At 70.3% G+C, this 22,988-nt stretch carries 25 protein-coding genes; 9 read left to right on the top strand and 16 right to left on the bottom strand.

Translation table 11 applies throughout. The features are described 5' to 3' along the window. Positions 1-9: 9 nt before the first annotated feature. The 3 genes from ACFZB3_RS19410 to ACFZB3_RS19400 form a co-directional block, all read right to left on the bottom strand. Positions 10-1,320, bottom strand: a complete 1,311-nt coding sequence (locus ACFZB3_RS19410; protein ID WP_391376835.1) for a SpoIIE family protein phosphatase — start codon at positions 1,318-1,320, stop codon at positions 10-12. Positions 1,321-1,663: 343 nt separating this feature from the next. Then, positions 1,664-2,788: an NlpC/P60 family protein gene (locus ACFZB3_RS19405; protein WP_391376834.1), complete on the bottom strand. Its 1,125-nt coding sequence runs from the start codon at positions 2,786-2,788 to the stop codon at positions 1,664-1,666. A 206-nt stretch (positions 2,789-2,994) separates the two neighbouring features. Continuing rightward, positions 2,995-3,789 (bottom strand): class I SAM-dependent methyltransferase, encoded by a 795-nt coding sequence (locus ACFZB3_RS19400; RefSeq protein ID WP_391376833.1) that lies wholly within the window; start codon positions 3,787-3,789, stop codon positions 2,995-2,997. Between the two features lie 247 nt (positions 3,790-4,036). Here ACFZB3_RS19400 and mshA point away from each other — a divergent pair, with 247 nt between their 5' ends. The 3 genes from mshA to ACFZB3_RS19385 all read left to right on the top strand — a co-directional run bounded on the left by mshA (position 4,037) and on the right by ACFZB3_RS19385 (position 7,699). Continuing rightward, positions 4,037-5,374 carry a D-inositol-3-phosphate glycosyltransferase gene (gene mshA / locus ACFZB3_RS19395; protein WP_391376832.1) on the top strand — a complete coding sequence of 446 codons (1,338 nt, stop codon included), beginning with the start codon at positions 4,037-4,039 and terminating at the stop codon, positions 5,372-5,374. Beyond that, positions 5,367-5,876 carry a YbjN domain-containing protein gene (locus ACFZB3_RS19390; RefSeq protein WP_391376831.1) on the top strand — a complete coding sequence of 170 codons (510 nt, stop codon included), beginning with the start codon at positions 5,367-5,369 and terminating at the stop codon, positions 5,874-5,876. The genes mshA and ACFZB3_RS19390 overlap by 8 nt, the downstream gene beginning before the upstream one ends. 155 nt (positions 5,877-6,031) lie before the next feature. Further along, positions 6,032-7,699 (top strand): glycosyl hydrolase family 28-related protein, encoded by a 1,668-nt coding sequence (locus ACFZB3_RS19385; protein WP_391376830.1) that lies wholly within the window; start codon positions 6,032-6,034, stop codon positions 7,697-7,699. On the opposite strand, the gene ACFZB3_RS19380 is transcribed toward ACFZB3_RS19385, so the two are convergent. Then, the gene (locus ACFZB3_RS19380) at positions 7,678-8,484 is read right to left on the bottom strand and encodes an AraC family ligand binding domain-containing protein (RefSeq protein ID WP_391376829.1); all 807 of its coding nucleotides are present in this window, start codon (positions 8,482-8,484) and stop codon (positions 7,678-7,680) included. The genes ACFZB3_RS19385 and ACFZB3_RS19380 overlap by 22 nt on opposite strands. Here ACFZB3_RS19380 and ACFZB3_RS19375 point away from each other — a divergent pair. Both ACFZB3_RS19375 and ACFZB3_RS19370 read left to right on the top strand, forming a co-directional pair. After that, positions 8,483-8,968, top strand: a complete 486-nt coding sequence (locus tag ACFZB3_RS19375; RefSeq protein ID WP_391376828.1) for a DUF2000 family protein — start codon at positions 8,483-8,485, stop codon at positions 8,966-8,968. The two genes, ACFZB3_RS19380 and ACFZB3_RS19375, sit on opposite strands and share 2 nt — an antisense overlap. A 101-nt stretch (positions 8,969-9,069) precedes the next feature. Further along, entirely contained in the window at positions 9,070-10,230 is a 1,161-nt protein-coding gene (locus ACFZB3_RS19370) for a right-handed parallel beta-helix repeat-containing protein (protein WP_391376827.1), read from the top strand. Between the two features lie 180 nt (positions 10,231-10,410). Here the strand turns inward: ACFZB3_RS19370 and ACFZB3_RS19365 are convergent, their stop codons facing one another. Next, positions 10,411-11,718 carry an MFS transporter gene (locus tag ACFZB3_RS19365; protein ID WP_391376826.1) on the bottom strand — a complete coding sequence of 436 codons (1,308 nt, stop codon included), beginning with the start codon at positions 11,716-11,718 and terminating at the stop codon, positions 10,411-10,413. Between the two features lie 233 nt (positions 11,719-11,951). Between ACFZB3_RS19365 and ACFZB3_RS19360 the strand changes: the two genes are divergently transcribed. Further along, entirely contained in the window at positions 11,952-12,713 is a 762-nt protein-coding gene (locus tag ACFZB3_RS19360; RefSeq protein WP_391376825.1) for a phosphoglyceromutase, read from the top strand. 86 nt (positions 12,714-12,799) lie between these two features. On the opposite strand, the gene ACFZB3_RS19355 is transcribed toward ACFZB3_RS19360, so the two are convergent. The 11 genes from ACFZB3_RS19355 to ACFZB3_RS19305 form a co-directional block, all read right to left on the bottom strand. After that, a complete protein-coding gene (locus ACFZB3_RS19355; protein ID WP_391376824.1) occupies positions 12,800-12,988 on the bottom strand; it encodes a hypothetical protein in 189 nt (62 codons plus the stop codon). 480 nt (positions 12,989-13,468) lie between these two features. After that, complete coding sequence (locus ACFZB3_RS19350; RefSeq protein WP_391376823.1) at positions 13,469-14,701, bottom strand: tyrosine-type recombinase/integrase; 1,233 nt, start codon at positions 14,699-14,701, stop codon at positions 13,469-13,471. Next, positions 14,701-14,940, bottom strand: coding sequence for a helix-turn-helix domain-containing protein (locus ACFZB3_RS19345; RefSeq protein WP_391376822.1), 240 nt, complete (start codon positions 14,938-14,940; stop codon positions 14,701-14,703). Before ACFZB3_RS19345 ends, ACFZB3_RS19350 begins: the two co-directional genes overlap by 1 nt. Then, complete coding sequence (locus tag ACFZB3_RS19340; RefSeq protein ID WP_391376960.1) at positions 14,933-16,249, bottom strand: replication initiator; 1,317 nt, start codon at positions 16,247-16,249, stop codon at positions 14,933-14,935. The genes ACFZB3_RS19345 and ACFZB3_RS19340 overlap by 8 nt, the downstream gene beginning before the upstream one ends. A 124-nt stretch (positions 16,250-16,373) precedes the next feature. Continuing rightward, positions 16,374-16,622: a SpdD protein gene (locus ACFZB3_RS19335; RefSeq protein WP_361343408.1), complete on the bottom strand. Its 249-nt coding sequence runs from the start codon at positions 16,620-16,622 to the stop codon at positions 16,374-16,376. 24 nt (positions 16,623-16,646) lie between these two features. Continuing rightward, positions 16,647-16,841, bottom strand: coding sequence for a hypothetical protein (locus ACFZB3_RS19330; protein ID WP_132888888.1), 195 nt, complete (start codon positions 16,839-16,841; stop codon positions 16,647-16,649). Between the two features lie 16 nt (positions 16,842-16,857). Beyond that, a complete protein-coding gene (locus tag ACFZB3_RS19325) occupies positions 16,858-17,049 on the bottom strand; it encodes a mobile element transfer protein (RefSeq protein WP_391376821.1) in 192 nt (63 codons plus the stop codon). Positions 17,050-17,313: 264 nt separating this feature from the next. Next, entirely contained in the window at positions 17,314-17,946 is a 633-nt protein-coding gene (locus tag ACFZB3_RS19320) for a DUF2637 domain-containing protein (RefSeq protein WP_391376820.1), read from the bottom strand. An 88-nt stretch (positions 17,947-18,034) separates the two neighbouring features. Next, positions 18,035-19,411: an FtsK/SpoIIIE domain-containing protein gene (locus ACFZB3_RS19315; protein WP_391376819.1), complete on the bottom strand. Its 1,377-nt coding sequence runs from the start codon at positions 19,409-19,411 to the stop codon at positions 18,035-18,037. Next, positions 19,411-19,767 (bottom strand): hypothetical protein, encoded by a 357-nt coding sequence (locus tag ACFZB3_RS19310; protein WP_031059703.1) that lies wholly within the window; start codon positions 19,765-19,767, stop codon positions 19,411-19,413. The genes ACFZB3_RS19315 and ACFZB3_RS19310 overlap by 1 nt, the downstream gene beginning before the upstream one ends. A gap of 170 nt (positions 19,768-19,937) precedes the next feature. Then, positions 19,938-20,729 carry a GntR family transcriptional regulator gene (locus ACFZB3_RS19305; RefSeq protein ID WP_089100239.1) on the bottom strand — a complete coding sequence of 264 codons (792 nt, stop codon included), beginning with the start codon at positions 20,727-20,729 and terminating at the stop codon, positions 19,938-19,940. A gap of 107 nt (positions 20,730-20,836) precedes the next feature. Between ACFZB3_RS19305 and ACFZB3_RS19300 the strand changes: the two genes are divergently transcribed. From ACFZB3_RS19300 to ACFZB3_RS19290, 3 genes are read left to right on the top strand one after another with little or no spacing between them, the layout of a single operon-like run. Further along, the gene (locus ACFZB3_RS19300; protein ID WP_391376959.1) at positions 20,837-21,253 is read left to right on the top strand and encodes an NUDIX domain-containing protein; all 417 of its coding nucleotides are present in this window, start codon (positions 20,837-20,839) and stop codon (positions 21,251-21,253) included. A gap of 46 nt (positions 21,254-21,299) precedes the next feature. Further along, on the top strand, positions 21,300-21,728 hold the full coding sequence (locus ACFZB3_RS19295; RefSeq protein ID WP_391376958.1) for an ATP-binding protein: 429 nt from the start codon (positions 21,300-21,302) through the stop codon (positions 21,726-21,728). Then, on the top strand, positions 21,728-22,129 hold the full coding sequence (locus ACFZB3_RS19290) for a hypothetical protein (protein WP_391376957.1): 402 nt from the start codon (positions 21,728-21,730) through the stop codon (positions 22,127-22,129). The genes ACFZB3_RS19295 and ACFZB3_RS19290 overlap by 1 nt, the downstream gene beginning before the upstream one ends. Positions 22,130-22,988 lie beyond the last annotated feature (859 nt).

Raw genomic sequence — 22,988 nt, 5'->3', positions numbered from 1 at the left:
AGCAGCCGCTCAAACCCCTCGATCCAGCAGCACAACGGCCACGTCATCCGTCAGCTCGCCCCCATTGAGCTGCCGCACCTCGTTCACCGCCGCCCGCAGCAACGCCTCCCCGGTCAGGCCGGCGGCCAGCTGTCGCCGGACCATCTCGACCATCCCCTCCTGCCCCAGCCGCTCGCCGCCCGAGCCCACCCGGCCCTCGATCAGGCCGTCGGTGTAGAGCATCAGGCTCCACTCGGCGCCCAGCTTCACCTGCATCCGCGGCCACCGGGCACCCTTCAGCAGCCCCAGCGCCGGGCCGTTGTTCTCGTACGGCAGCAGCTCCGCCGGCCGCCCGGGCCGGGCCACCAGCGGCGCCGGGTGCCCGGCCAGGCAGAGCCCGGCCCGGCGTCCGTCCGGCGCTATGTCGACGGTGCAGAGCGTCGCGAAGATCTCCTCGTCGGAACGCTCGTGCTCAAGGACCTCCTGCAGAGTGCTCAGCAAATCGTCGCCGCTCAGCCCCGCCAGGGTCAGCGCCCGCCAGGCGATCCGCAGCTCCACGCCGAGCGCGGCCTCGTCCGGGCCGTGCCCGCACACGTCGCCGATCATCGCGTGCACGGTCCCGTCGGGCGTGCGCACGGTGTCGTAGAAGTCGCCGCCGAGCAGCGCACGGGAGCGGCCGGGGCGGTAGCGGGCGGCGAAGCGCAGCGAGGAGCCGTCGAGGAGGGGCGTGGGCAGCAGGCCCCGCTCCAGCCGGCGGTTCTCCTGTGCGCGCAGCCGTCCCTCCGCGAGCTTGCGCTCGGTCGTGAGGGAACGCTTGCGCTCGACGGCGTACCGGATGGCGCGGCTCAGCAGCCGTCCGTCCAGTTCGTCCCGGAAGAGGTAGTCCTGCGCGCCGACGCGCACGGCCTCGGTGCCGCGCTCGGCGTCACCGGAGGCGGTGAGGGCCAGCACGGCGTGCCGGGGCGCGAGTTCCAGCACGTGCTTGAGCACGCCGAGCTCGCCCTCCGTGCCCTTGCCGCCCGGCGCCGGCAGCGCCAGGTCCAGCAGGATGCAGTGGACGTCGTCGGTCAGCAGCCGCTCGGCCTCGGTGAGGTTGCGGGCGGTGCGGACGCGGATCGAGGTGCCGGACGCGTCCTGCAACTCGGGCAGGACCGGTGAACCGGCCGGATCGTCCTCGATCAGCAGCAGGGTGAGAGTGGTGCCGCCGGTGTTCTGGGTGGCGGCTTCCGTGCGGTTGGCCTCTTCCTTGAGGGGGCCGCCGCCCTGTGCGGGCGCGGCGGCCGGCGCCTGACCACTCTCCACGGCCGGGATCGCTCTCTGCCGCGGTACGGGTACGGGCATCGTGTTGGGTTCCTTCCCTCCCCCCGAGGGCATGGCGGGGCGAGGGACCTCGACCCACCCGACGGGGACCATAGCGGTACTGGCCACCGCAACGGAATGGTGTGAGGCGCGTCGCTCTGTCTCAGGCCATTGGCATATGCCGCGTGCCGTACCGCAGTTGGACAAGAAGGCCGCCCGACGGGGATGACGAAGGTCACGTGCCGCCTGAGTTTGAGCGGGTGTTGCGGTGCACTGAGTCACATGACGCAGCTCACGAAAGGGACATCACGCCTAAAGCGCCTGGGGATGGCGGCCAGGTCCGGTCACGACCGGTCGGGACAGGGCCTGGACCGGTCAGGTCGGGTCAGGAGTCCGGTCGTACCACCCCGAGGATCGGCATCGATCCCGCGCCGCCGATCGACACCGTCCGCCCCGGGCGCGGGGCCTGGATGATCGCGCCGTCCCCGACGTACATCGCGACATGGCTGGCGTCGTCGTAGTAGATGATCAGGTCGCCGGGCCGCATGTCCTTCACGTCGATGTGCCTGAGCTGCTTCCACTGCTCCTCGGAGGTGCGCGGGATCGGCTTCCCGGCGCTCGCCCAGGCCTGCGAGGTCAGCCCGGAGCAGTCGTAGGAGTCCGGGCCCTCGGCACCCCACACGTACGGCTTGCCGAGCTGGGCGGTGGCGAACGCGACCGCCTTCTTGCCCGCCGCGGACGCCTTGCTGTGGATCTCGTCGAGTATCCCGGTGTCCAGCCAGGCGGTCTGCGCCTTGTAGGCCGACTCCCGCTCCAGCTCGGCGAGGCGCTCCCGCTGTTTCTTCTGCAGCGTCGACTGGAGCTTCTCGGCGGCGGCGATCCGCTGCGTGATCTTCTTCTTGGCGGCGGCCTTCGCCCTGCGGCCGGCCTCCAGCCTGTTCCACTGGGCGGCCGCGTCCGCCGCGTACTGCTTCAGGTCCTGCTGGGTCCGGGTCAGTTCCCTGATCAGCGCCCTGGTCGCGCGCTCGCCCTGGAGCACCCGCCCGGCCCCGTCCAGGAACTCGGAGGGGTTGTCGCTCAGCATCAGCTGGGCGCTGTCCGGCAGTCCGCCGGTGCGGTACTGGGCGGCGGCCGCCCGGCCCGCCCGCTCCTTCAGCCCGTCGAGCTTCTGCTGCCCCTTGACGATCTTCTTGGCCAGGCCGACGATCTCGGCGGACTGCTTCCGGGCCGCCTCCTCGGCGGCGTTGTACGCGTCGGTGGCGACGGCCGCGTCGTGGTAGAGCTTGTCCAGCTTCTCCTGTACGGCCTCAAGGTTCCTGTCCGGCGGCACGGTCACGGAGGCGCCGGTGGAGGCGCCGGCGGAGGTTGAGGCGCTGGGGGAGGGTGTCGGAGCGGGTGCCGCGAACGCCGTGCCCGGCGCCGCCAGCACCGTCACCGCGCAGACCACGGTCACCGCCGTCGCCAGGATCCCGCGCCCGCCCGGCCGGACGGTGTGCTTGTCCGGTCCCATGACCCGACCCTCCAAAACTGATTAACCGTCAGTAACTTATGGCACGTGGAGGATCGTGCCACGGCGCGCTGCAAAGCGACAGAGGTACGCGCCGCAAAGCGACAGAGGTGACGGCAGGTGGGTTCCTCCCCGGTTTCCCCCCGAGCATGACGATCTCCCCGCCTTTGTGACGAACGACTCACCGAGATCGTTCCCACCTCGCCCCGTCAGGCCCTCGGCGCCAATGCCCCCCACGCCACCGTCACTTCGCCCTGCCGCCAGCGCGCCGCCGAGTCCGTCACCGGCCAGTCGGCCGTCAGGTCCCGCACCGCCCGCAGCCACCGCTGCCGGGCGCCGTACGACGCGTAGGGCGCGGCCGCCGCCCACGCGCGGTCGAAGTCCCGCAGGAACGCGTGCACCGGCTCGCCCGGCACGTTGCGGTGGATAAGCGCCTTCGGCAGCCGTTCCGCGAGGTCGGACGGGCGGTCCAGGGACCCGAGCCGGGTCGCGAAGGTGACCGTCCGCGGCCCCTCCGTCCCGAGCGCGACCCACACGTGCCGCCGCCCGATCTCGTCACAGGTCCCCTCGACCAGCAGCCCGTCCGGCGCGAGCCGCCCGCACAGCCGCCCCCACACCTCGGCGACCTCGCCCTCGTCGTACTGCCGCAGCACGTTGGCCGCGCGGATGAGCAACGGCCGCACGGGGAGGGGGATCTCGAACCCGCCGTGCCGGAAGGTGAGCCCCTCGCGCTCGTACGGCCGGGCCGCGGCGACCCGCGCGGGCTCGATCTCGACCCCGACGACACGCGCGCGTGGCGCGACGGTACGCAGCCGGCCGAGCAACTCCACGGCGGTCCAGGGGGCGGCGCCGTAGCCGAGGTCGACGGCGACGGGGTCGGCGGCGCGACGCAACGCGGCACCGTGCGTGGCGGCGATCCACCGGTCCATCCGGCGCAGACGGTTGGGGTTGGTGGTCCCGCGCGTCACGTTTCCCACGGGGCGGGAGGCGGCGCGGGCTGTCATGCCTACGAGGGTAAGCGCCCCGTAAGGGGCGCGGGGAACTGCGCGACCAGCCCCCACCCACCCGCACCCGAACTGGTACGCGAACCACCCCTACGCATCCCGCCCTCGAACGGTTGAGCGACAACAGGCAATGTGTCGGCAAAATCAACCACCCCCGGAATGGGAACCCACCCCTCCGCGTTGCACCCCGTTGGAGGGCAGTCGATGCCCTCCCACCGGCATGCCCGCACCGAGAGAGGACCGCCACGTGAGCCAGTACGTCAGCAGGCTCGGGCGCCGCTCCCCGTCGGCTCCCTCCCGGCTCCGCCGGGCCCGCCGGCCGCGCCGCGTCGCCATGCTCTCCGTGCACACCTCACCGCTCCACCAGCCCGGCACCGGCGACGCCGGCGGCATGAACGTCTACATCGTCGAGCTCGCGCAGCGCCTCGCCGCGATCGACATCGAGGTCGAGATCTTCACCCGGGCCACCTCCGGCGGCCTCCCGCCCACCGTCGAACTCGCCCCCGGCGTCCTCGTCCGGCACATCGACGCCGGCCCCTACGAGGGCCTCGCCAAGGAGGACCTCCCGGCCCAGCTGTGCGCCTTCACGCACGGCGTGATGCAGGCCTGGGCCGGCCACCGCCCCGGCCACTACGACCTTGTCCACTCGCACTACTGGCTCTCCGGCCACGTCGGCTGGCTCGCCGCCCAGCGCTGGGGCGTCCCCCTGGTGCACGCCATGCACACCATGGCGAAGGTCAAGAACGCCAGCCTGGCCGACGGCGACACCCCCGAACCCGCCGCCCGGGTCATCGGGGAGACCCAGATCGTGGCCGCGGCCGACCGCCTCATCGCGAACACCTCCGAAGAGGCCGACGAACTCGTACGGCACTACAGCGCCGACCCCGCGAAGGTCGCCGTCGTCCACCCCGGCGTGAACCTCGACCGGTTCCGCCCGGCGGACGGCCGAAGGGCGGCCCGCGCCCGCCTGGGCCTCCCGCAGGACGCCCTGATCCCGCTCTTCGCGGGCCGCATCCAGCCCCTCAAGGCCCCCGACGTGCTGCTCCGCGCCGTGGCCGTGCTCCTCGACCAGCGCCCCGAACTCCGCTCCCGGATCGTCGTGCCGATCGTCGGCGGCCCCAGCGGCAGCGGTCTCGCCAAGCCGGAGGGCCTGCAGAAGCTGGCCGCGCGGCTCGGCATCGCGGACGTCGTCCGGTTCCGCCCGCCGGTCGGCCAGGAGCAGCTCGCGGACTGGTTCCGGGCGGCCTCCGTCCTCGTCATGCCCTCCTACAGCGAGTCCTTCGGCCTGGTGGCCATAGAGGCCCAGGCGGCGGGCACCCCCGTCCTCGCCGCCTCGGTCGGCGGTCTGCCGGTGGCCGTACGGGACGGCGAGACCGGTTTCCTGGTGCGCGGTCACGATCCCGCCGAGTACGCGCGCGTGCTGAGCCGCTTCGCCGACGACGCTTCTCTGGCGGACCGTTTCGGCAGCGCCGCCGCCCGGCACGCCCAGTGCTTCGGCTGGGACACGGCGGCCGCCGCCACCGCCGACGTCTACCTGGCCGCGACCCAGTCCCACCGCCGTCGCGTACGCTCGGCCCATGGGTGATGCTTCACAGGAACGGCAGGCGGCGCAGGTCATCGAGGGTGTCCTGAAGGACGCCGAACTGGAGTGGGAGAGCCCCGAGTCCGGCACCTACGTCGTGCAACTCCCCGGCACCCGCAAGCTGAAGACGACGGTCTCCCTCATCGCGGGCCGCCACTCCCTCTCCCTGAACGCCTTCGTCATCCGCCACCCGGACGAGAACGAACCGGCCGTCCACCGCTGGCTCCTGGAGCGCAACCTCAAGCTGTACGGCGTGAGTTACGCGGTCGACCGCCTCGGCGACGTCTACGTCACCGCCCGCCTCCCGCTCTCCTCCGTCACCGCCCCCGACCTCGACCGGCTCCTCGGCCAGGTCCTGGAGGCCGCGGACGGCGCCTTCAACACCCTCCTGGAGCTGGGCTTCGCCTCCGCGATCCGCAAGGAGTACGCGTGGCGGGTGTCCCGGGGCGAGTCGACGCGCAACCTGGACGCGTTCACACATCTGATCGACCGTCCCGCTGACTGACTTCAGCTCCGCACCCGAACCCGTACCTGAGCCCGTACCCGATTAAGACCTGCACGCCTCTTTCGAGGTGCCGGGTCGTCGTGGCATGCTCACCGCCGACGCAAATATGAACGTCGTTCACAACCATGAAAGCCGCCATGGGAAGGACGTACGGAATGAGCACCACGCACCACGGCGTGACCGCCGCCGGTATGACCAGACGGACCCTGCTCGCCGGCGCCACTGCGGTGGCCGCGGCCGCCGTGACGGGCGGCACGGCCCACGCCTCCGACGGCCAGGTCCCCTCCCTCTGGCGGGAGTTCACCCGCACCCCCTTCACCCACCCGCAGATCCCCTACGTCGGCCGGGCCGGAGCGGCCCGCGTCCGCCGCCTCCCCGTCGTCGCCGACATCCGCGCGTACGGTGCCGTCGCCGACGGCGTCACCGACTGCGCCCCCGCGATCAACCGTGCCATCGCCGCTGCCGGACGGGCCGGCGGTGGCACGGTCACCATCCCGCCCGGCACCTTCCGCATCGACGGCATGGTCCTGATCGGCTACGACAACGTGGTGCTGCGCGGCGCCGGCAGCGGCCGTACGACCCTGTACGCGACGAAGAACCTCACCGAGCTGATCGGCCCGTACGGCTCCCGCTACGGCGGCACGAAGTCGGCGTGGTCCTGGGCGGGCGGGCTCATCTGGCTGGCGCCGAAGCCCCGTTGGGACTCGCTGGTGGCCGCGATCAAGGCGCAGGCCTGGCCCTTCGAGGGCTGGACCGGCAACAGGCGCGACGAGTGGGAGCAGCTGACCCCCGTCGAACCGGCCCGGCAGGGCGACCGGACGGTCACCGTCGCCGACCCCTCCCGCCTGCGCCCCGGCCGCCTGGTCCTGCTGCGGGTCGCCGACGACACCGCCCACACCCTCCTCCAGCACATGTCCGGCGGCGGCCCGGGACCGGCGTCGTACTACTGGGAGGACAAGACCAAGCTCCTGTCGTACGTCCCCTACGAGTGGCCCGTCCGGGTCACCGCCGTCCGCGGCCGCAGGGTGACCCTGGAACGCCCGCTCCCGCTGGACCTCCGCCCGGAGTGGAACCCCCAGTTCACCACCCACGTCCGCGAACTGACCGGCTCCGGGGTCGAGGGCCTCACCCTCGACGTCATGGAGACCCCGCAGTCCCCGCACCTCCTCGACAAGGGCTACAACGGGGTCGTCCTGCAGTGCGCCTACGACTGCTGGGTGGACGACGTCACCGTCCGCAACGTCGACAACGGCTTCGGCCTGGTCGCCGCCTCCGCCTGCACCCTGCGCCGCACCCGGGTCGGCGGCCGGGGCGAGCACCACCCTTACTTCTGCCGCGAGGGCTCGCACGACAACCTCGTCGAGGACTTCACCGTCGAGCAGCGCACGGTCCCCGCCCCGTCCGACACCCAACTCCACGGCATCAACGTCGAGGGGCTGTCCTCCTACAACGTCTGGTCGCGCGGCGAGATGCAGATGGGCACCTTCGACTCCCACCGCGGCCTGCCGTTCGCCAACGTCCGCACCGACATCACCGTGGACAACAACGGCCGGCACGGCGGCGACGCCAACGCCGGACCGCTGTTCGGCGCCCGCTTCACCCACTGGAACGTTCGAGTGACCAACGGCCGCGCGGGTCTGATGCGCCTCGACGGCCTGGCCCCGTACTCCGCGACGGTCGGCCTCAACACGGTCACCGACTTCGACCAGATCGACGTACCTGACTTCACCGGCGACCTGAACTCCCGCCTGGAGCTGTACGGCACCTGGGACGCGGTACGGCCGCGGAACCTGTACGAGGCTCAGCGCGCGCTGCTCCGGTAGCGCCCCGGCGTCACCCCGACCAGCCGCTTGAAGTGCCGGGTGAGATGGGCCTGGTCGTAGAAGCCGGTGGCGGTGGCCGTCTCGCCGGGCGGTACGCCGTCGAGCAGCAGCCGGCGGGCCCGGCCGACCCGGCGGGACATCAGGTACTGGTGCGGGGCGATGCCGTACGCGCCGCTGAACGCCCGTACCAGGTGGGCGGGATGGGCGTGCAGCAGCCGGGCCGCCTCCTCCAGGGCGAGCCCGTCGGCGACCCGCTCGTCGAGGAGTTCGCGCAGGGTGCGGGCGAGGGCCGGGTCCGGGGGGTCGGGGGTCACGGGCCGGGGGCGGAGCAGGTCCCGCAGCCGTTCGCCGATCAGGGTGAGCCGGCTCTCGGCCTCCAGTTCGTCACCGGGGCGGGCGAGCGCGGCGTGCAGCAGTCCGACCCGCTGCCGCAGCAGGGGATCGCGCAGGTCGGGCCCGTCGACGGCCGGCCCGATCAGGTCCTGCCCGAGGATGCTCTCGTCCAGGTAGACCACGCGTTTGCGGAAGCCGTCCGCGGTGGCGGGGGAGCCGTTGTGCGGCACATGCGGGGGCAGCAGCGAGACCGTGTCGCCCGGGGTGCCGTGCTCGTGCCGTTCGAGGTCGTACCGTACGGCGCCGGCGTCGACGATGAGCAGCGTCCAGGCGTCGTGGACGTGCATCGGGTAGGCGTACTCGGTGAAACGGGCGTGGAAGACCTCGGTGACGCCCGGGACGCGGGGGCGCCAGGCGGTTACTTCCTGTGCGACGGACTGCCGGGCGGCCATGCAAAGAACGTACAAGACCCGGATGAACGGCGCCCGGCAGTCTCGGGGCATGAGCACTTCCAGTACGGACGCCGTCCGTTTCGACACGAAGATCGCCGTGCTGCTGCGGGACGACCTGGAGCCCTGGCAGCGCCTGAACGTGACCGCGTTCCTGGTCAGCGGCCTGGGCGCGACGCTCCCCGAGGTGGTGGGGGAGCCCTACGAGGACGCCGACGGCGTCGCCTACCTGCCGATGTTCCGGCAGCCGGTACTGGTCTTCGAGGGCGGCAAGGAGACCCTGAAGGCCGCGCACGAGCGGGCACTGAGCCGCGCCCTGCCCCGGGCCGTCTTCACCGCGGACCTGTTCTCGACCGGAAACGACCGCGACAACCGGGCGGCGGTGCGTGCCGTGCCCACGGCGGAGCTGGACCTGGTGGGGCTCGCGGTGTACGGACCGCGGAACGGGGTGGACAAGGTGCTGAAGGGGGCGCGGATGCATCCGTGAGCGCGGACCGGCTGAGCCGGTAGGAGGATTCACGCGGCGTGATCGAGTGAGCGGATCATCGTATCTGAACATGATCTTTGTGAATGTCGCATCTCAGAGTCATGCGATACACCAGACTCTCCAGCTCGGCCGCGGTGGCGGCAGCGGTCGTCACATGTGTGACGGCGGGACCGGCGGCCGCCGGTGGCGGCGACGACTCCTCGACACCGGTCGCCTGCAACACGATGGCGCTGACCACCGCAATCCTCGGCGCGTCCCCGGGCGAGACCCTGTCCCTCTCCCGCGATTGCGTCTACCAGCTGACCGCCCCCGTCGGCGCCACCGGTGACGGTTTGCCGCGCATCGACCGGGACCTCACGATCCGGGGCAACGGCGCGACGATCGTCCGCACCGGTAACCCGACCGCCACCTTCCGGATCTTCGAGGTCGTCTCCGGCGGCCGGCTCCGCCTGGAGGACCTCACTCTCCGTGGCGGCAGGGCCAACGGCGACGGCGGAGGCATCCTCGTCAGCGCCGGCACGCTCAGACTGACCGGTGTCGACGTGCTCCAGAGCACCGCCTCGGGGAACGGGGGCGGTGTGGCGGTGTCCACCAGTGGCACGGCGATCATCCGGCGCGGCTGGGTGGCGTTCAACAACGGGGCCAACGGCGGCGGGCTGTTCAACGAGGGGACGCTGGGCCTGGAGGACGCCGAGATCAGCCGCAACCACGCCCAGTCCATCGGCGGTGGAATCGCCCAGGCGAGCGGCAGCACCTACGTCCAGGCGACCCTCATCAGACGCAACACGTCGGCCGCCGCCGGCGGCGGTGTCGGCATCGTCGGCGGCACGGCGCAGATCGACGACAGCAAGATCGCGAACAACACGACCGGCTCCCTGGGCGGCGGCATCGCGAACACGGTGCAGCTGACGCTGGAGAAGACGGAAGTCAGCGGCAACGTCGCCGCAGCCCCGGGGGGCGACGGCGGCGGCATCTACAACGCCACGGCGAGCGGCGTGCTCGTCCTCAAAGGCAGCAACGTCCTCGGCAACAGCGCGAACGGCCCGACCACCGGCACCGATTCGGCGCAGGGCGGCGGTATCTACAACGACGGCGGCCCGGTCACCCTCGACCACAGCAACGTCCGCAACAACTCCGCCACGGTGGCACCCGGAGGCGTCTTCACGAACAGGACGTTCACGGTCACCGACTCGGCCATCACCCGCAACAACCCGACGAACTGCGCGGGAAGCCCCACGGTGGTCACGGGCTGCACGAACTGACACGCGGCTCAGCGGTCCTGCCCCTGACTTCCGGTCTCCTGACTTCCGGTCCCCTGCCTTCGGGTTCCCTGACTGCCGGTCTCCTGCCTTCGGGTTCCCTGACTGCCGGTCTCCGGCCGACCGGGACAGGGGCCGACCGTGTGACCTCGGTTCCTCGGTTCCCCTCCCCCCCCGCAACCGTCAGCGGCGCGCCCCGGCCCCGTCCGCCTCTTTACCGGCCTCCGCGGCTCCCTCCGCCTCCGCCGCCTCCGCCGCCTCCGCGGTCTCGGTACCGGCGGCCCTCTGCTCCACCGGCAGCCGCCGCATCAGCACCCCGTACCCGAGCGCCGCCACCGTCCCCACGACCGCGCACACCCCCCACAGCCACCGCGCCCCGAACCGGTCGATGACGACCCCGGACAGCAGCGGCGCGATGAGCGCGGCGGCCGACCAGGACAGCGTGTACATCCCCTGGTACCGGCCCCTGCCGTGCACCGGCGAGAGCTGTACCACCAGCCCTGTCTGGGTCGGCGCGTTGACGATCTCGGCGAGCGTCCACACGCAGACGGTGAGCGCGAACACCCCGACCGACCCGGCGAACGCGGTGAGCCCGAACCCGTACCCCGCGAGCAGGGACGAGACGACGAGCAGGGACCGCGGATCCCGGTGCTGGATGACCCGGGTCACCGGAATCTGCAGGACCACGATGAGGATGCCGTTCACGGCGATGGCCATCCCGTAGTCGGCGGGTGAGAACCCGGCCTCCCCCATCGCCACCGGCAGCCCGACCGACCCCTGCTGGAAGATCAGGGCGACGAGGAACGACAGCCCGACGACGCTCATGTACCGCCCGTCGCGCACCACGGTCCCCAGGCTGACCTCTCGGTCCCCGGCGACCTCCGCGGCCCCGCGCCGAGGCCGCGACTCGGGCAGCCGGAGGAAGACGAGAACGGCGCAGACGGCGGTCATCCCGGCCTCGATCAGGAACCCGGCGCGGTAGCTCACCTCGGCGATGAACCCGGCCCCCATGGAGGACACGGCGAAGCCCAGATTGATCGCCCAGTAGTTGAGCGAGAAGGCCCGCACCCGGTCCTCGGGCCGCACGATGTCGGCCATCATCGCCTGCACGGCCGGCCGGGAGGCGTTGGAGGCCACGCCGACGAGGAAGGCGACGGCGGCGATGGCGACGGGATCGCGGACGAAGCCGAGCAGCGCGACGGCCGCGGCGGTGGACCCCTGCGCGACGAGCAGCGTCGGCCGCCGCCCCAGCCGGTCCGCCATCACCCCGCCCGCCAGCGAGGACACGACCCCGCCGAGCCCGTGCAGCGAGGCGACGAGCCCGGCGTACGACGCGCTGTACCCCCGGTCGAGGGTCAGGTACAGGGCCATGTACGTGGCCACGAAGGCGCCCAGCCGGTTGACGAGGGTGCTGGTCCACAGCCACCAGAACTCCCTGGGCAGACCGGAGACGGTCTCCCGGACGGCGCGGCGCAGGGCGGCGGACGGCATGGTTCCCCCAGGGCAGGCGTGAGCGGTGCAGATGCAGCGGATACAGATGCAGCGAGTAAGGACGCGGCGGATGCGGGCGACGCGGATGTAAGTGACACATCCACCGTCCGGAACTTACTTACCTACCGCTCGCCTGAGCCAGTCAATTAACAAATGCAGTCAACTGTCCGCCCCCTGGGACGCCCTGTGGGCGCCCGCCCGCCGCCCCGAATCCGTGGATTACGCTCTGACCCATGGCCGACGCACCGTACAAGCTGATCCTCCTCCGCCACGGCGAGAGCGAGTGGAACGCGAAGAACCTGTTCACCGGCTGGGTGGACGTCAACCTCAACGAGAAGGGCGAGAAGGAGGCAGTCCGCGGCGGTGAGCTCCTGAAGGACGCCGACCTGCTCCCCGACGTGGTCCACACGTCCCTCCAGAAGCGCGCGATCCGCACGGCGCAGCTCGCCCTCGAAGCGGCCGACCGCCACTGGATCCCGGTCCACCGCAGCTGGCGCCTGAACGAGCGCCACTACGGCGCCCTCCAGGGCAAGGACAAGGCGGCGACGCTGGCCGAGTTCGGCGAGGAGCAGTTCATGCTCTGGCGCCGCTCGTACGACACCCCGCCCCCGCCGCTCCCGGACGACTCCGAGTTCTCCCAGGCCTCCGACCCCCGCTACGCCTCCATCCCCCCGGAGCTGCGGCCCCGCACGGAGTGCCTCAAGGACGTCGTCAACCGGATGCTCCCCTACTGGTACGACGGCATCGTCCCCGACCTCCTGACCGGCCGCACGGTCCTGGTCGCCGCCCACGGCAACAGCCTGCGCGCCCTGGTCAAGCACCTCGACGGCATCTCGGACGCCGACATCGCCGGCCTGAACATCCCCACGGGCATCCCCCTCGCCTACGAACTCGACGCCGACTTCAAGCCGGTGATCCCGGGCGGCCAGTACCTCGACCCGGACGCGGCCGCGGCGGCCATCGAGGCGGTCAAGAACCAGGGCAAGAAGAAGTAAGCCTGACTGATCAAGCCCCCTACCTGCGGGTTCGCCGCTGGTAGGGGGCTCGTTGGTGTGCTGGGGCCGTCTTGGGGCCGTGGGACTTAGATGCGACTGATCTGCACGCGGACTGCCACGACGAGGGCGAACAGGGAAGCGGCAACGGGGCCGGTTCCAGACTGCAGGCCCAGGCCGGCACCGCCGAGGCCAATGAAGGTGAACGGCTTCTCGCGGAGGGCGAGGTCGATGCGCAGGCCCCGCCGTGGCACTATGGCCTTCTCCATGTGAGTCATGTGTTGTCCTATCGCTGGGTCAATGAACAAGCCCATGGAGAGGAGAGGCCGCCCCTGCATGGGCGGCCTCTCCGCTATTTGGGTAGCAGGACCATACTGCCTCAGCTGGTGATTAACCAAAGGCTCAGCTCAGCGCTATATCTACCCTATTAACTAGCCGTCCGTATCAGGGGCTGGGCGGATGTAGAACCTTGTGGCGCTTGGTCGGGCGTCGCCGAACGGCCTCCCCTGAGGTGCGGCACGCGCCGCGACACGGCTGGACTGGCTGGCCTGCTGGAGCCAAATGTAGCGACGAACTTTGGTAGGCAGTTCACGTGGACAGGATTCAGGATTGGTGAACGTGAAACGATGCCGGATGCCAAAGCCGTAATCGGAAACGCGTAATCATGATGTGTGATTCGAGAGTCGCGAAATCGCGTAACGTGAATCCGGTTTCAAATGAATCTGTCGCCGTGATTCGCGTGGAGATTGAGCTGAAAGTTAGCTCCCCGAATCGCCCCAAGTGGCAGCGATCGCCTTGCGGGTGCGCTCCTGGCTGGAGGGCATCAGGTGTGCGTACACCCGCAGCGTCAAGCCGGGGTCCGAGTGGCCGAGGTACTCGGCCAGGGCCTTGATGTTCTCGCCCGCGTCCAGGAGCACCGAGGCGTAGAAGTGGCGGAGTGCGTGCATGCCGTTCTCGCGCGACTCCGCGTACGCCCCACCTGGCTCTCGCTCGGGGATCACACCGGCCGAGGCCAGCGCCCGCTTCCACACCTCCTCGTTGAGCGACGTGCGCCAGACGTGCCCGCCCCGCGGCCCGGTGAAGATCAGCCGCTTGGTCACCGGAGGCCCGTCGGCCACCTTCCACGGCAAGGTGATCTCGACCGGCGGGAACCGCTTCATGTGAGCCCGCAGTGCATCGGCGACCGGTGCGGGAAGCGGTACGTCCCGCAGCTTGCCGCCCTTCGGCGGAGCGAACACCGCCTTGCTCCGACTCAGCTTGAGTTGCTGGACCACGTGAAGCGTGTCCGAACCGAAGTCGATGGCGTCGACGGCGACGCCGAGGATCTCGCCTTGGCGGAGCCCGCAGCCGCCACCCAGGTCGACCATGGCTTGGAAGCGCTCGGGCATGCCGGCCCGGACGGCGAAGAGCCGTTCCGTTGTCCAGGGGGTGACCCGCTTCGTGTCGACTGTGGGTGGCCGGACCGAGCGGGCTGCGCACGGGTTGCGCGGAAGGTGTCCGTCGTCCACCGCCGCACTCAGGGCGGCACGAACGTTGGAGTAGATCGTCCGGGCGTACGAGCCCCGGACACCGTTCTCCTGGAGCTTCCGCACCCAGTCGCGGATATGGGCGGGCTGGAAGGAACCGAGCGGACGCGATCCCAGGTGAGGGAAGGCGTGCAGGCGGAGTTGCGACTCCATCGAGGCCCGTGTGTTGGGGTCCGCTCCCTGCGTCTCCACCCAGGCTTCCGCGTACTGCTGGAAGGTGATCCGTGCCGCGCGCGGGTCGATGTACTGCCCGCGCGCCATGTCCGCCTCGATGTGGGCGAGCCACTGCTCGGCGAGTCGCTTTTGTCGGTCAGGGAAGCTCTTGGACTTCTCCGTGCCGTCCGGACCGACGTACCGGGCTCGGTAGCGCATGCCGGTGCCGTAGCGCTCGGCCTTGACCTTGCGGTCCTTGCCGTCCTGTCCGACCTCGGTTCTGTACCAGCGGTCTTGGATGTGTCCGGCCATCAGGCAGCCGCCCCCTCACGCTGCGAGTCCACCCAGGCCCGAACGTCGGCCGGGTCGAAGCGCAGGTGCCGACCGACACGGAAGCCACGAGGCCCAGTGCGCTTGCGGCGCCACTGGTAGACCGTCTCGACGCTGGGCAGCTCGAACATCTCCACCAGGTCCTCGGGGGTCAGGTACCGCGCGGGCAGGGCGCGCGGTTCGGTGGCCACGTCGGCCAGGGCGAGGCGGCGGCTAGCCACGGGTGGGTTCTCCTTCGGTTCCGGGGGCTGGTTCGAGGGATACGGACAGCCAGGCTTCGGCGTCGGAGAGGCCGGTGCCGGCGAAGACCCAGTGCGCGAGGACGTACGTCGTGTCCGGCCGAGGGTCGGCTGTTGCCGCTTGTGCTCGGCGCCATTCGGCGCGGGCGTCGCGGAGGGCGCCGAGGGTGGTGGAGTAGCGGCGGGATTTGGTGGAGAAGTGGCCGCGGAAGCCGAGCATGTGGGCCCATGCGCGGAGGCGGAGGTGTTCGAGGCTCTTGCGGGCGCCGAGGGTCCAGGCGGTTCGGATGAGTCGTCGGGCGTGGTCGCTGATGTCGAGCTGGGCGAGTTCGGCGGCGAACTTCAGCGGCCGGTCGAGGGCTCCCGTGGCGGTCTCGGCACCCTTGGTGGCGTACTTCGCGATGTACGCCGCTACGGCCCTTTCGGTCAGCTCCTGGCCGTCGTTGAAGTCGGCGGATCGGATGGTGCGGACGTCGAGTTGGCGGCCGAAGGTGAAGGTGTGGGTGCGACCGTCGAGGGTCGGGCCGTCAACCCGGACCTTGGCGGTGGCCGCTTGGATGGCGTCGGTGAGGAGTTCTGCGGTGGCCCAGGGCGGGGGCGGGGTGTCGCCGCCGTTCGGGCCGTCGAGGCGGATGACCGCGTGGAAGTGGACGGCGCCGCGCTTCTGGTATTCGGCGACCTTGGCGAAAGAGACGCGGGCATGGTCGCGTAGGCGGCGCTGGGAGAGGCCAGCGCGCTTGGCGACCTCCCGGCGGAGGTAGATCGAGAAGCGCCGCCAGAGGGCGCCAGCGTGGGCGTTCCAGAGCACGGCCGCTTCGTAGTCGTAGGTGTCGGGGTCGAGCGGAGTGCCGAGGGCGTCGTCGTTTTGTTCGTGGTGGGTGCCGCAGCGACAGGCGCGACCGTCGGTGCGGCGGTTGTGGACTGGGCCGAAGCCGGGGGCGGTGAAGGTGGCGAAGACGCGGGGGTGGGTGGCGACGTGTTCAGGGGTGCCCTTGCCGCCCCGGAGTCCGGTGGTGATCAGGTGGAAGGTGTCGCGGCGGTAGACCTCTGCGCAGGCCGGGCAGCGGGTGGTGCGGCGGTTGTTGCAGCGGACGAGGAGTTGGCCGGCGGGCAGGTCGGTGGAGTCGAGGTGCTGGAGGATGCGGCCGATCTCGCCGGTGGTGGTGTCGACGTCGTACTCGGTGCGGTGGCCGTCGAGGCGGATGGGGTTGGTGCAGCCGCCGAGGCCGGAGAGTTGGCGGAGGATACCGGGCAGGGTGCCGCCTGCGGCGAGGTTGGTGAGTTCGCGCAGCGGGGGCGGGGTGGTGCGGGTGAAGATGGCGGGCTCCTTCTGGCTGGCTCGGTCAGGGGGTGACGGGCCCCGGGGCGGCCGGATGCTTGGCGGTGTCGTGGCCGCCCCAGGGGTCGGGCACGGTTCAGCGCCGGTTGTGTTCGCGCAGCAGGGAGCGCAGGACCACGGCGGCGATGGCCACGGAGATGGCCGAGACGGCGACGGCGGTCAGTAGCGCGGTGAGGACCACGCCGCCCGTGAGCACGGCGACGACGGCGCCGGTGCTGACGGAGACGGCCGGGAGTGCGGAGCGCCGGGTGGGGGCCGGGTCGGTCGGGGTGTGGGTGTGTGCGGGCGGCGGGGTGGGGCTGTCGGGGTACTTGGGCAGGAACACGGTCAAGACTCCTTATCTACTCGTCTAGGCATGTGAGCCGTTTATGACGGTCACGCCGGAACGCGTGCCGGATTCGATGGCGGGGGCGAGGAAGGTGTGGGAGAGCCAGAAGCCGAAGAGGGCGACCAGGACGACGATCCAGGTGCGGACGCCGAGGTACTTGACGGCCGCCCAGGCGAAGAAACCGAGGACGACGACGAGCGGAAGGTTGAGGGTCACGGGGCGCAGGGTCCTTTCAGCGGACGGGGCAGCGGTGGGTGCGGGCGGCGAGTTCGGCGGCGGCGCGGCTGTCGTAGTCGGCGGAGAAGCCACAACGCGGGGCGGTGCAGGCGGAGGTGTGCTTCTCGCGGCCCCGGTCGTCGTAGGCGGTGCCGACCTGGACGGGGCCGATCCGGATGACGTTGCGGAAGCGGCGGTTGGCTGGCAAGAGAGGTGTCCTTCCCTTTGATCGCTTGCCTGTTGGGCGTGACGGCGTGTAGATAGGCGGCATGTCACAAGGGGCACGGCAGCTGGCCGCCTTCGGTACGGCCGCGTTGGTACTTGGGCTCGCGTGTGTCGGGGGAAGGTGGTGGGTGGGCGAGTCCTGGGCCACCGTGATCACCACGTGCTGCCTTGAGGTCATGATCATTTCGGCCGTTGTCGGAACGCGGCGAGTGCTGCGGAAGCGATAACCCCCTCATCGGCATGCGCCTCAGAGCTGCGCAGCAACGGCTTCGGCCATGGGTGCTGGGACGCCGAGGCGGGCGCGGAGGGTCGGTGTGTCGATCGGGGTACCAGTGCGGGAGTGGTGTTCAGCGGCGACCTTTCGGGCGTGGTCGACCAGGGCGGCCGGGACCGGGACGGGCGGCTGTTCCGGCAGCGCCTCGATGGCGGGTTGGACAGGCGGCGGGGCCGGTGTGGCTTCGGGCTCGTGCTCCTGGTCCTCGATGACGTCGGCGCCGATCTCTTCGGTGGCTGCTTTCGGCGCTGAGTGGGCGAGGAGGGTGCCGCCGAGGAAGGCGACGGCGGGCCATCCGGCGACGAGGATTCGTAGCCAGGCGGGGACGTCGTCCAGGTCGAGGAGGCCGGCGGTGGCGACGTTCGCTCCGAGGGATGCGACGAGGGCGATGACGAACCAACACCAGGCCGCCGCTTTGGCCGTCCCGGAGCGGAGTCGACGCCATGCGGCGACGAGCAGCAGGTCAACGCTGATCGGGTAGGCCCAGGCTTTCCACCCGTCCTGTCCGGCCGCCACGGCTACGTCATGGAGGTGGGCGAAGGACAGCGCGGCAGCAATGAGCGCCTGGACCAACACCGCGTCGACACGGCCGAGGTGGGCGCGCACGGTCCGGCTCCTTTCGGTTTCGGGCATGGCAGGGGTAGGGACATGGCGCGAGGCGGTCACGCCGACCGTTGCGAGGAAGGGACGACGGTCAGTCGGTCACCGGACGCGGCCGGACGACCGGGGCCGGAGTCTCGACCGGGTGTACGGGCACGTGAGGCCGGAAGGGCTTGAGTGAAGGCAGGTCGGGCACCAGGTCCGCCGTCTCCCGGCAGGACCCGGCGGCATCACCGAGGGAGAGGTACGGGGTGCGGATGCGGGACCAGCCGCCGGAGGTGTCGCCCGCGACGGCGAGACCGGGCAGCTCAGGAGCGATGGCACAGGCGGCGAAGACCGCTTCGGGGGCGATGTCGCCGAGGGCCATCTTGGCGGAGGCCTCGTCGTTGACGCGGTGGCACACGCGGCCGGTGAGCTGGGCGCGGAGCATGGTGGCGCCCTTGCCGAGTTCGGCGCCGAAGCGCTGCCCGCACACCTCCAGGTAGATGCCGGCGGCGCGGCCGAGCTGGGCGAGACGGATGAGCTGGGTGACCATCTCGTCCCGCCGTTCCTCGTCCTTGCGGGTCGCGGTGAGGAAGAGTTCGGCCACCTCGTCAACGAACAGGACGATGGGCACGGGGCGTTCGCTCTCCGGCAGGCCCCAGATGTCGGAAGTGATCTCCTCGTCCGGGGTGCCGGGTGCGATGCCCTGCCGTTCCTTGATCAGGTCGTATCGATCCTCCATTTCCTTGACCAGGGCGGGCAGCAGCTCGGCGGCTTCGTCCGGGTCGGTGGCGAGCGCCGAGAGCCTTGCTGCGAACGGCGCCAGTTCGACGCCCCGCTTGCAGTCGATTCCGACGAGTGCGACGGGCTGAGGGGCGAGTCCGGTGATGAGGTGCCGGAGGTACATGGACTTGCCGGACAGGGTTGCGCCGAGGGTGAGTTGGTGGGGAACGGTGCGGTAGTCGCGTACGAAGGGCATGGCGTCCTCGCGCAGCGCCACCGGCACCTTGAGGAACCCGCCGCCGGTCTTGCGGGGCATGCGTACCCGCCGCAGGACGTCGTAGCCGACGAGCCGTAGTTCCACGACACCCGGCTTCACCGTGGTGACGTAGACGGCATGCACTCCCCAGGCGTGCCGCAGCCGTTCGGCCGAGGCGGCGACGTCGGCGGGTTCCTGCCCGGGAGCGAGCCGGAGGCGAAGCCGTAGCCCGGTCGAGGTGGGACGGAGGATGCCCCGGCGCGGCGGGACCGCCCGGACCTCCCGCCGGGTGGTGGCTTTGACGGCCAGAACCCGCAGCCGGGAGGGCGCGACGGTCAGTCCGCAGGCTTCCATGACGGAGCCGTACGAGCTGAGCAGGCGGACCGTGGATATCGGGCCGCCGACGGCGGACCAGTAGAGCGCCGGGTGCTTGGCCCGGGTGTAGGCGGCCCCGCCGCCGAGCGCGGCGACAGGTCCACCCACCTCCAGGAGCGTTGTCAGGTCGGACATCAGGCGGTGGCCCCCATGGCGGCCGGGAACGCGGCCGGTGTGACGGCGGCGGCCCGATAGGCGATGCCGTGGCGCTGCTGCCCGTTGAATACGGACTCCCACGGCCGGGCAACGAGGCCGGGGAGCGAGACCGGCGCACCGAGGTTCAGCCCCTCTGAAACGCCGCCCTCCGGCACGGTGACCTTGATCAGGGAGGACTCCCCGTCCTCGATGTAGACGACGCCGATGGTCATCAGCGCCTCACCGCTCACCGCGTCCTTGGCGATCTCGCCGGTCTGCCGGTCGCGGACCTTGGGCTCAGGAGCCTCGGTGAGGAGGATCGTGGCGGCGGAGGTCTCAACACGGATGGTGCGCACAGCACACTTCCTATCTACTCGTCTATACATGTAGCGATCCGTGAACCCGATCTCCCGGGCTCACGACGATCACCCTGCCACACAACTTGCCCACTCGTCTATACGAGTATGCGTGTTGGGGTGTACGAGTTCGGAGAGCTGTGCCCGCGCACCACCGCAAATCATGACGATCAGGTCGCCGGGAGCTGGTACGACAGCACGTAGGCGTCCGCCGCCATGACCGTGTCGCAGACTTCGACCGGCCGCCCCTCGGTGTCGAAGGCGGTCCGGATCAGATGAATGACCGGCACGCCGGAGGCCAGCCGGAGCGTCTTCACCTCGTCGGGCGAAGGCATCCGCGCGCGGATCTCCTCCTCGAAGTGGTCGAGGCGGTGCCCCAGCTCTTCGAGGCGGGCGTAGATACCACCAGGCCCGGGGTTGGGCTCGGCGATCTGCGTACCGCGCGCGATGTCGAGGGGGAGGTAGGAGGTGGCGAACTCGACCGGCCGGCCGTCGAGGAGATACCGGCGCCGCCGGGCGAGCACCCGCCGCACGGACCCGAGCCGCGTGGAGACGTCCTGGCTGGCCTTCTCTTCCTTGACCTCAAGGCTGTCGACCTGCGGGTGACTGCCGGCCGCATCCGCTTCCACGATGAACGCAGACTTCCCCTGCTCCCGGTGCCGCCGGGCGAACCGGTCGGAGGCGAGCCGCCGCACGGGAGGCCGGGGCCGCACGAACACACCCTTCCCGTGCTCGGCATGCACGAGCCCTTCCCCCTGGAGGATGGAGAAGGAGTTCCGGACCGTCATCCGGGACACTCCGTAGTGCTCGACAAGCTCAGCCTCTGAGGGCAGTTTCTCACCCTCGCCGAATCGCCCACGGTCGATGGCTTCGCGCAGCTGGTCGGCGATCTGCCGGAAGACCGCACGATCGCTCGTGGGGTCGAGATCTCCGAGGAGGCCCGAAGGAAGAGCAGGGCTCACTTGTACTCCTTTAGGTATCTAGACGAGTGGGCGAGTGTTGTTGCTACGGTGGAGAGCCTAGCCAGCCGAGAGGGCCGAGGAACGTGAGCACAGAACGCCCGCACTCCGTGAGCGTCGCCGGGGTCGTCATAGACACCCGCGGCCGAGCCCTCCTGATCCAGCGCCGCGACAACGGCAAGTGGGAACCGCCGGGAGGTGTCCTCGAACGCGAGGAGACCATCCCCGAGGCCCTGCAACGCGAAGTCCTCGAAGAGACTGGAATCAAGATCGCCCTTCCGGCGACCCTGACCGGTGTCTACAAGAACATGACGGGCCTGATCGTCTCTCTGGTCTTCCGCTGCCAGGCCGCCGACGGCACGCCCACCACTGGCGACGAGACCCGCGCCCTGCGCTGGGCCACCCGTGAAGAAGTCTCCGAGCTTGCCGACGAGGCGTACGCCATCCGCGTCCTGGACGCGATGGACGCGATGGACGCGGCGTCTCCACCGGCGATCCGCGCCCACGATGGCGTGAAACTCGTCTAGCCCGAACCCGCTGTACATGGCGGCCTACCAGTACGAAGGAACTTGTATGCACGAGTATACGAGTACAGCCCGGGTCTGGGGGCTCAGTTGCCCAGGTTTCCCGGAAGAGGTCAGCCGGGCCCGCCGCTGGACCCGCGACATCCTGCGCGGCTCCCCTTTAGCCGAAGACGCCGAACTGATCGTGAGCGAGCTGAGCGCGAACGCGATCCTCCACACGGCCAGCGGTCAGGAGTCGGGCAGCTTCCATCTGGCCCTTGCGGTGTCGGCACAGGTGATCGCGTTGTCGGTCACGGACGACGGAGCCGCCGGCACAGCACCGAAGATCAAGCGCCAGGACCAGCAGGCCGAGCACGGCCGAGGCCTGGGCATGGTCAGCGCAATCGCTCATCGCGTCGTCGTCCACGAGAGCGACGGAGGCTACACGGTCACCGCGGAGCTGTTCGCGGGCCGACCGATCGGAGGTCACCCGTGCTGATGGACAAGCCGCAGCGGGGCTACTGGTGCGAGTGCTGGACCGAGGACATCACTGACGGGACGGGATGGCCGGCGCTCCGGGCATCTTTCGACGCCTACTCCGCGCCCCAGGCAGACAGATGGGTCGCCATCGCACTCCGCACCATCTCACCGGCACTCGACCCCGACGCGTCTCAGGAAGCGTGGGAGTGGCTGTACGACGGCCGCATAGCGACGAGGAAAGCTCTCCTGCGAGCCGAGCCCTGCACGGTGACAGTCACGCAGGCCAGCACCCGCATCACATGGGCGATCCGGCCCGTGATCTTCCTGCCGCTGGCACACCGCGAAGGCGTTGAACTCCCTCTCTGCACAGACGACTTCAAACCGCACACAGCACCTCAGGCGCCCCACACAACCGACTGAGTTACAACCTTCCTTACAGGTTCAAGGCGGCTCGCTCCGCTCCCCGCGCGCGGCCCGGCCCCCGGCCGGGCCTGCGCTCCTGTCTTCGCCCCGCTCCAGCCCGGCCGGCGCCCGTGCCGCGCGCATAGCAGCGAGCCGAAGACCACAAAGCGAGTGCCACCGGGAGCGGCTACGGTCAGAACGATGCCTCCGGCGGGGGATCGGCCGGCACCGGGGTGGAGGGGGCGCCGTTCCCGACTGTGGGTCCGTACTGGCGTGCGTGGGGTGCTCTCATCCCGCACACCGTCGCCCCAGGCAGAGCCGAGCAGACGCGGCCCATGGCGTCCAGGTCGTTCGTACAGTGGCGCACTCCACCTGGACGCCACGGACCACGCCCGCTCCACAGTGTGTGGGTCGACGGCGTACGGGATGAGAGCTGGGGTGAGTGGTGGTTGAGGTGGGCAGTGAAGTGTCTGACCAGGCCAAACGGAAAGCCAGGGATCTTGAGATGCCGCTAGAAACCGCCAGATACCGCTAGAACCAACTGGAACTGGCTGAGGTTAGGACCGTTATAGTGGCCAACAGGGTAGGCCTACTGTGTTTGGCCAAGTCGGTTTGGCTAAGTCGGTTTGTCCCAGCCGGTTTGTCCAAGCGAGGTTGGCCAGGCAACCCTGAAATTTTCACACAAGCCTCCAGCGCAGAGGCCCGGCCCTGGGGCCTAGACCAGGACCGGGCTCGTGCGTGGAGATACCGAAGCGGGTCCGGCCGGTTTTCAGGCGGTCGGACCCGCTTGGGGTTGACCTTGCCTTCCGGCACCACTTCCGCTAGCGCTAACGCGCTAGTTGCTCCACACAGCTTGCGATCGCCGTCACAGCCGTGA

Origin of the sequence: Streptomyces sp. NPDC008092, from assembly GCF_042957285.1 — a bacterium.
Lineage (GTDB): Bacteria > Actinomycetota > Actinomycetes > Streptomycetales > Streptomycetaceae > Streptomyces.
The sequence above is the reverse complement of the archived record's forward strand: the minus strand, read 5'-3'. Positions and strand labels throughout refer to the sequence as shown.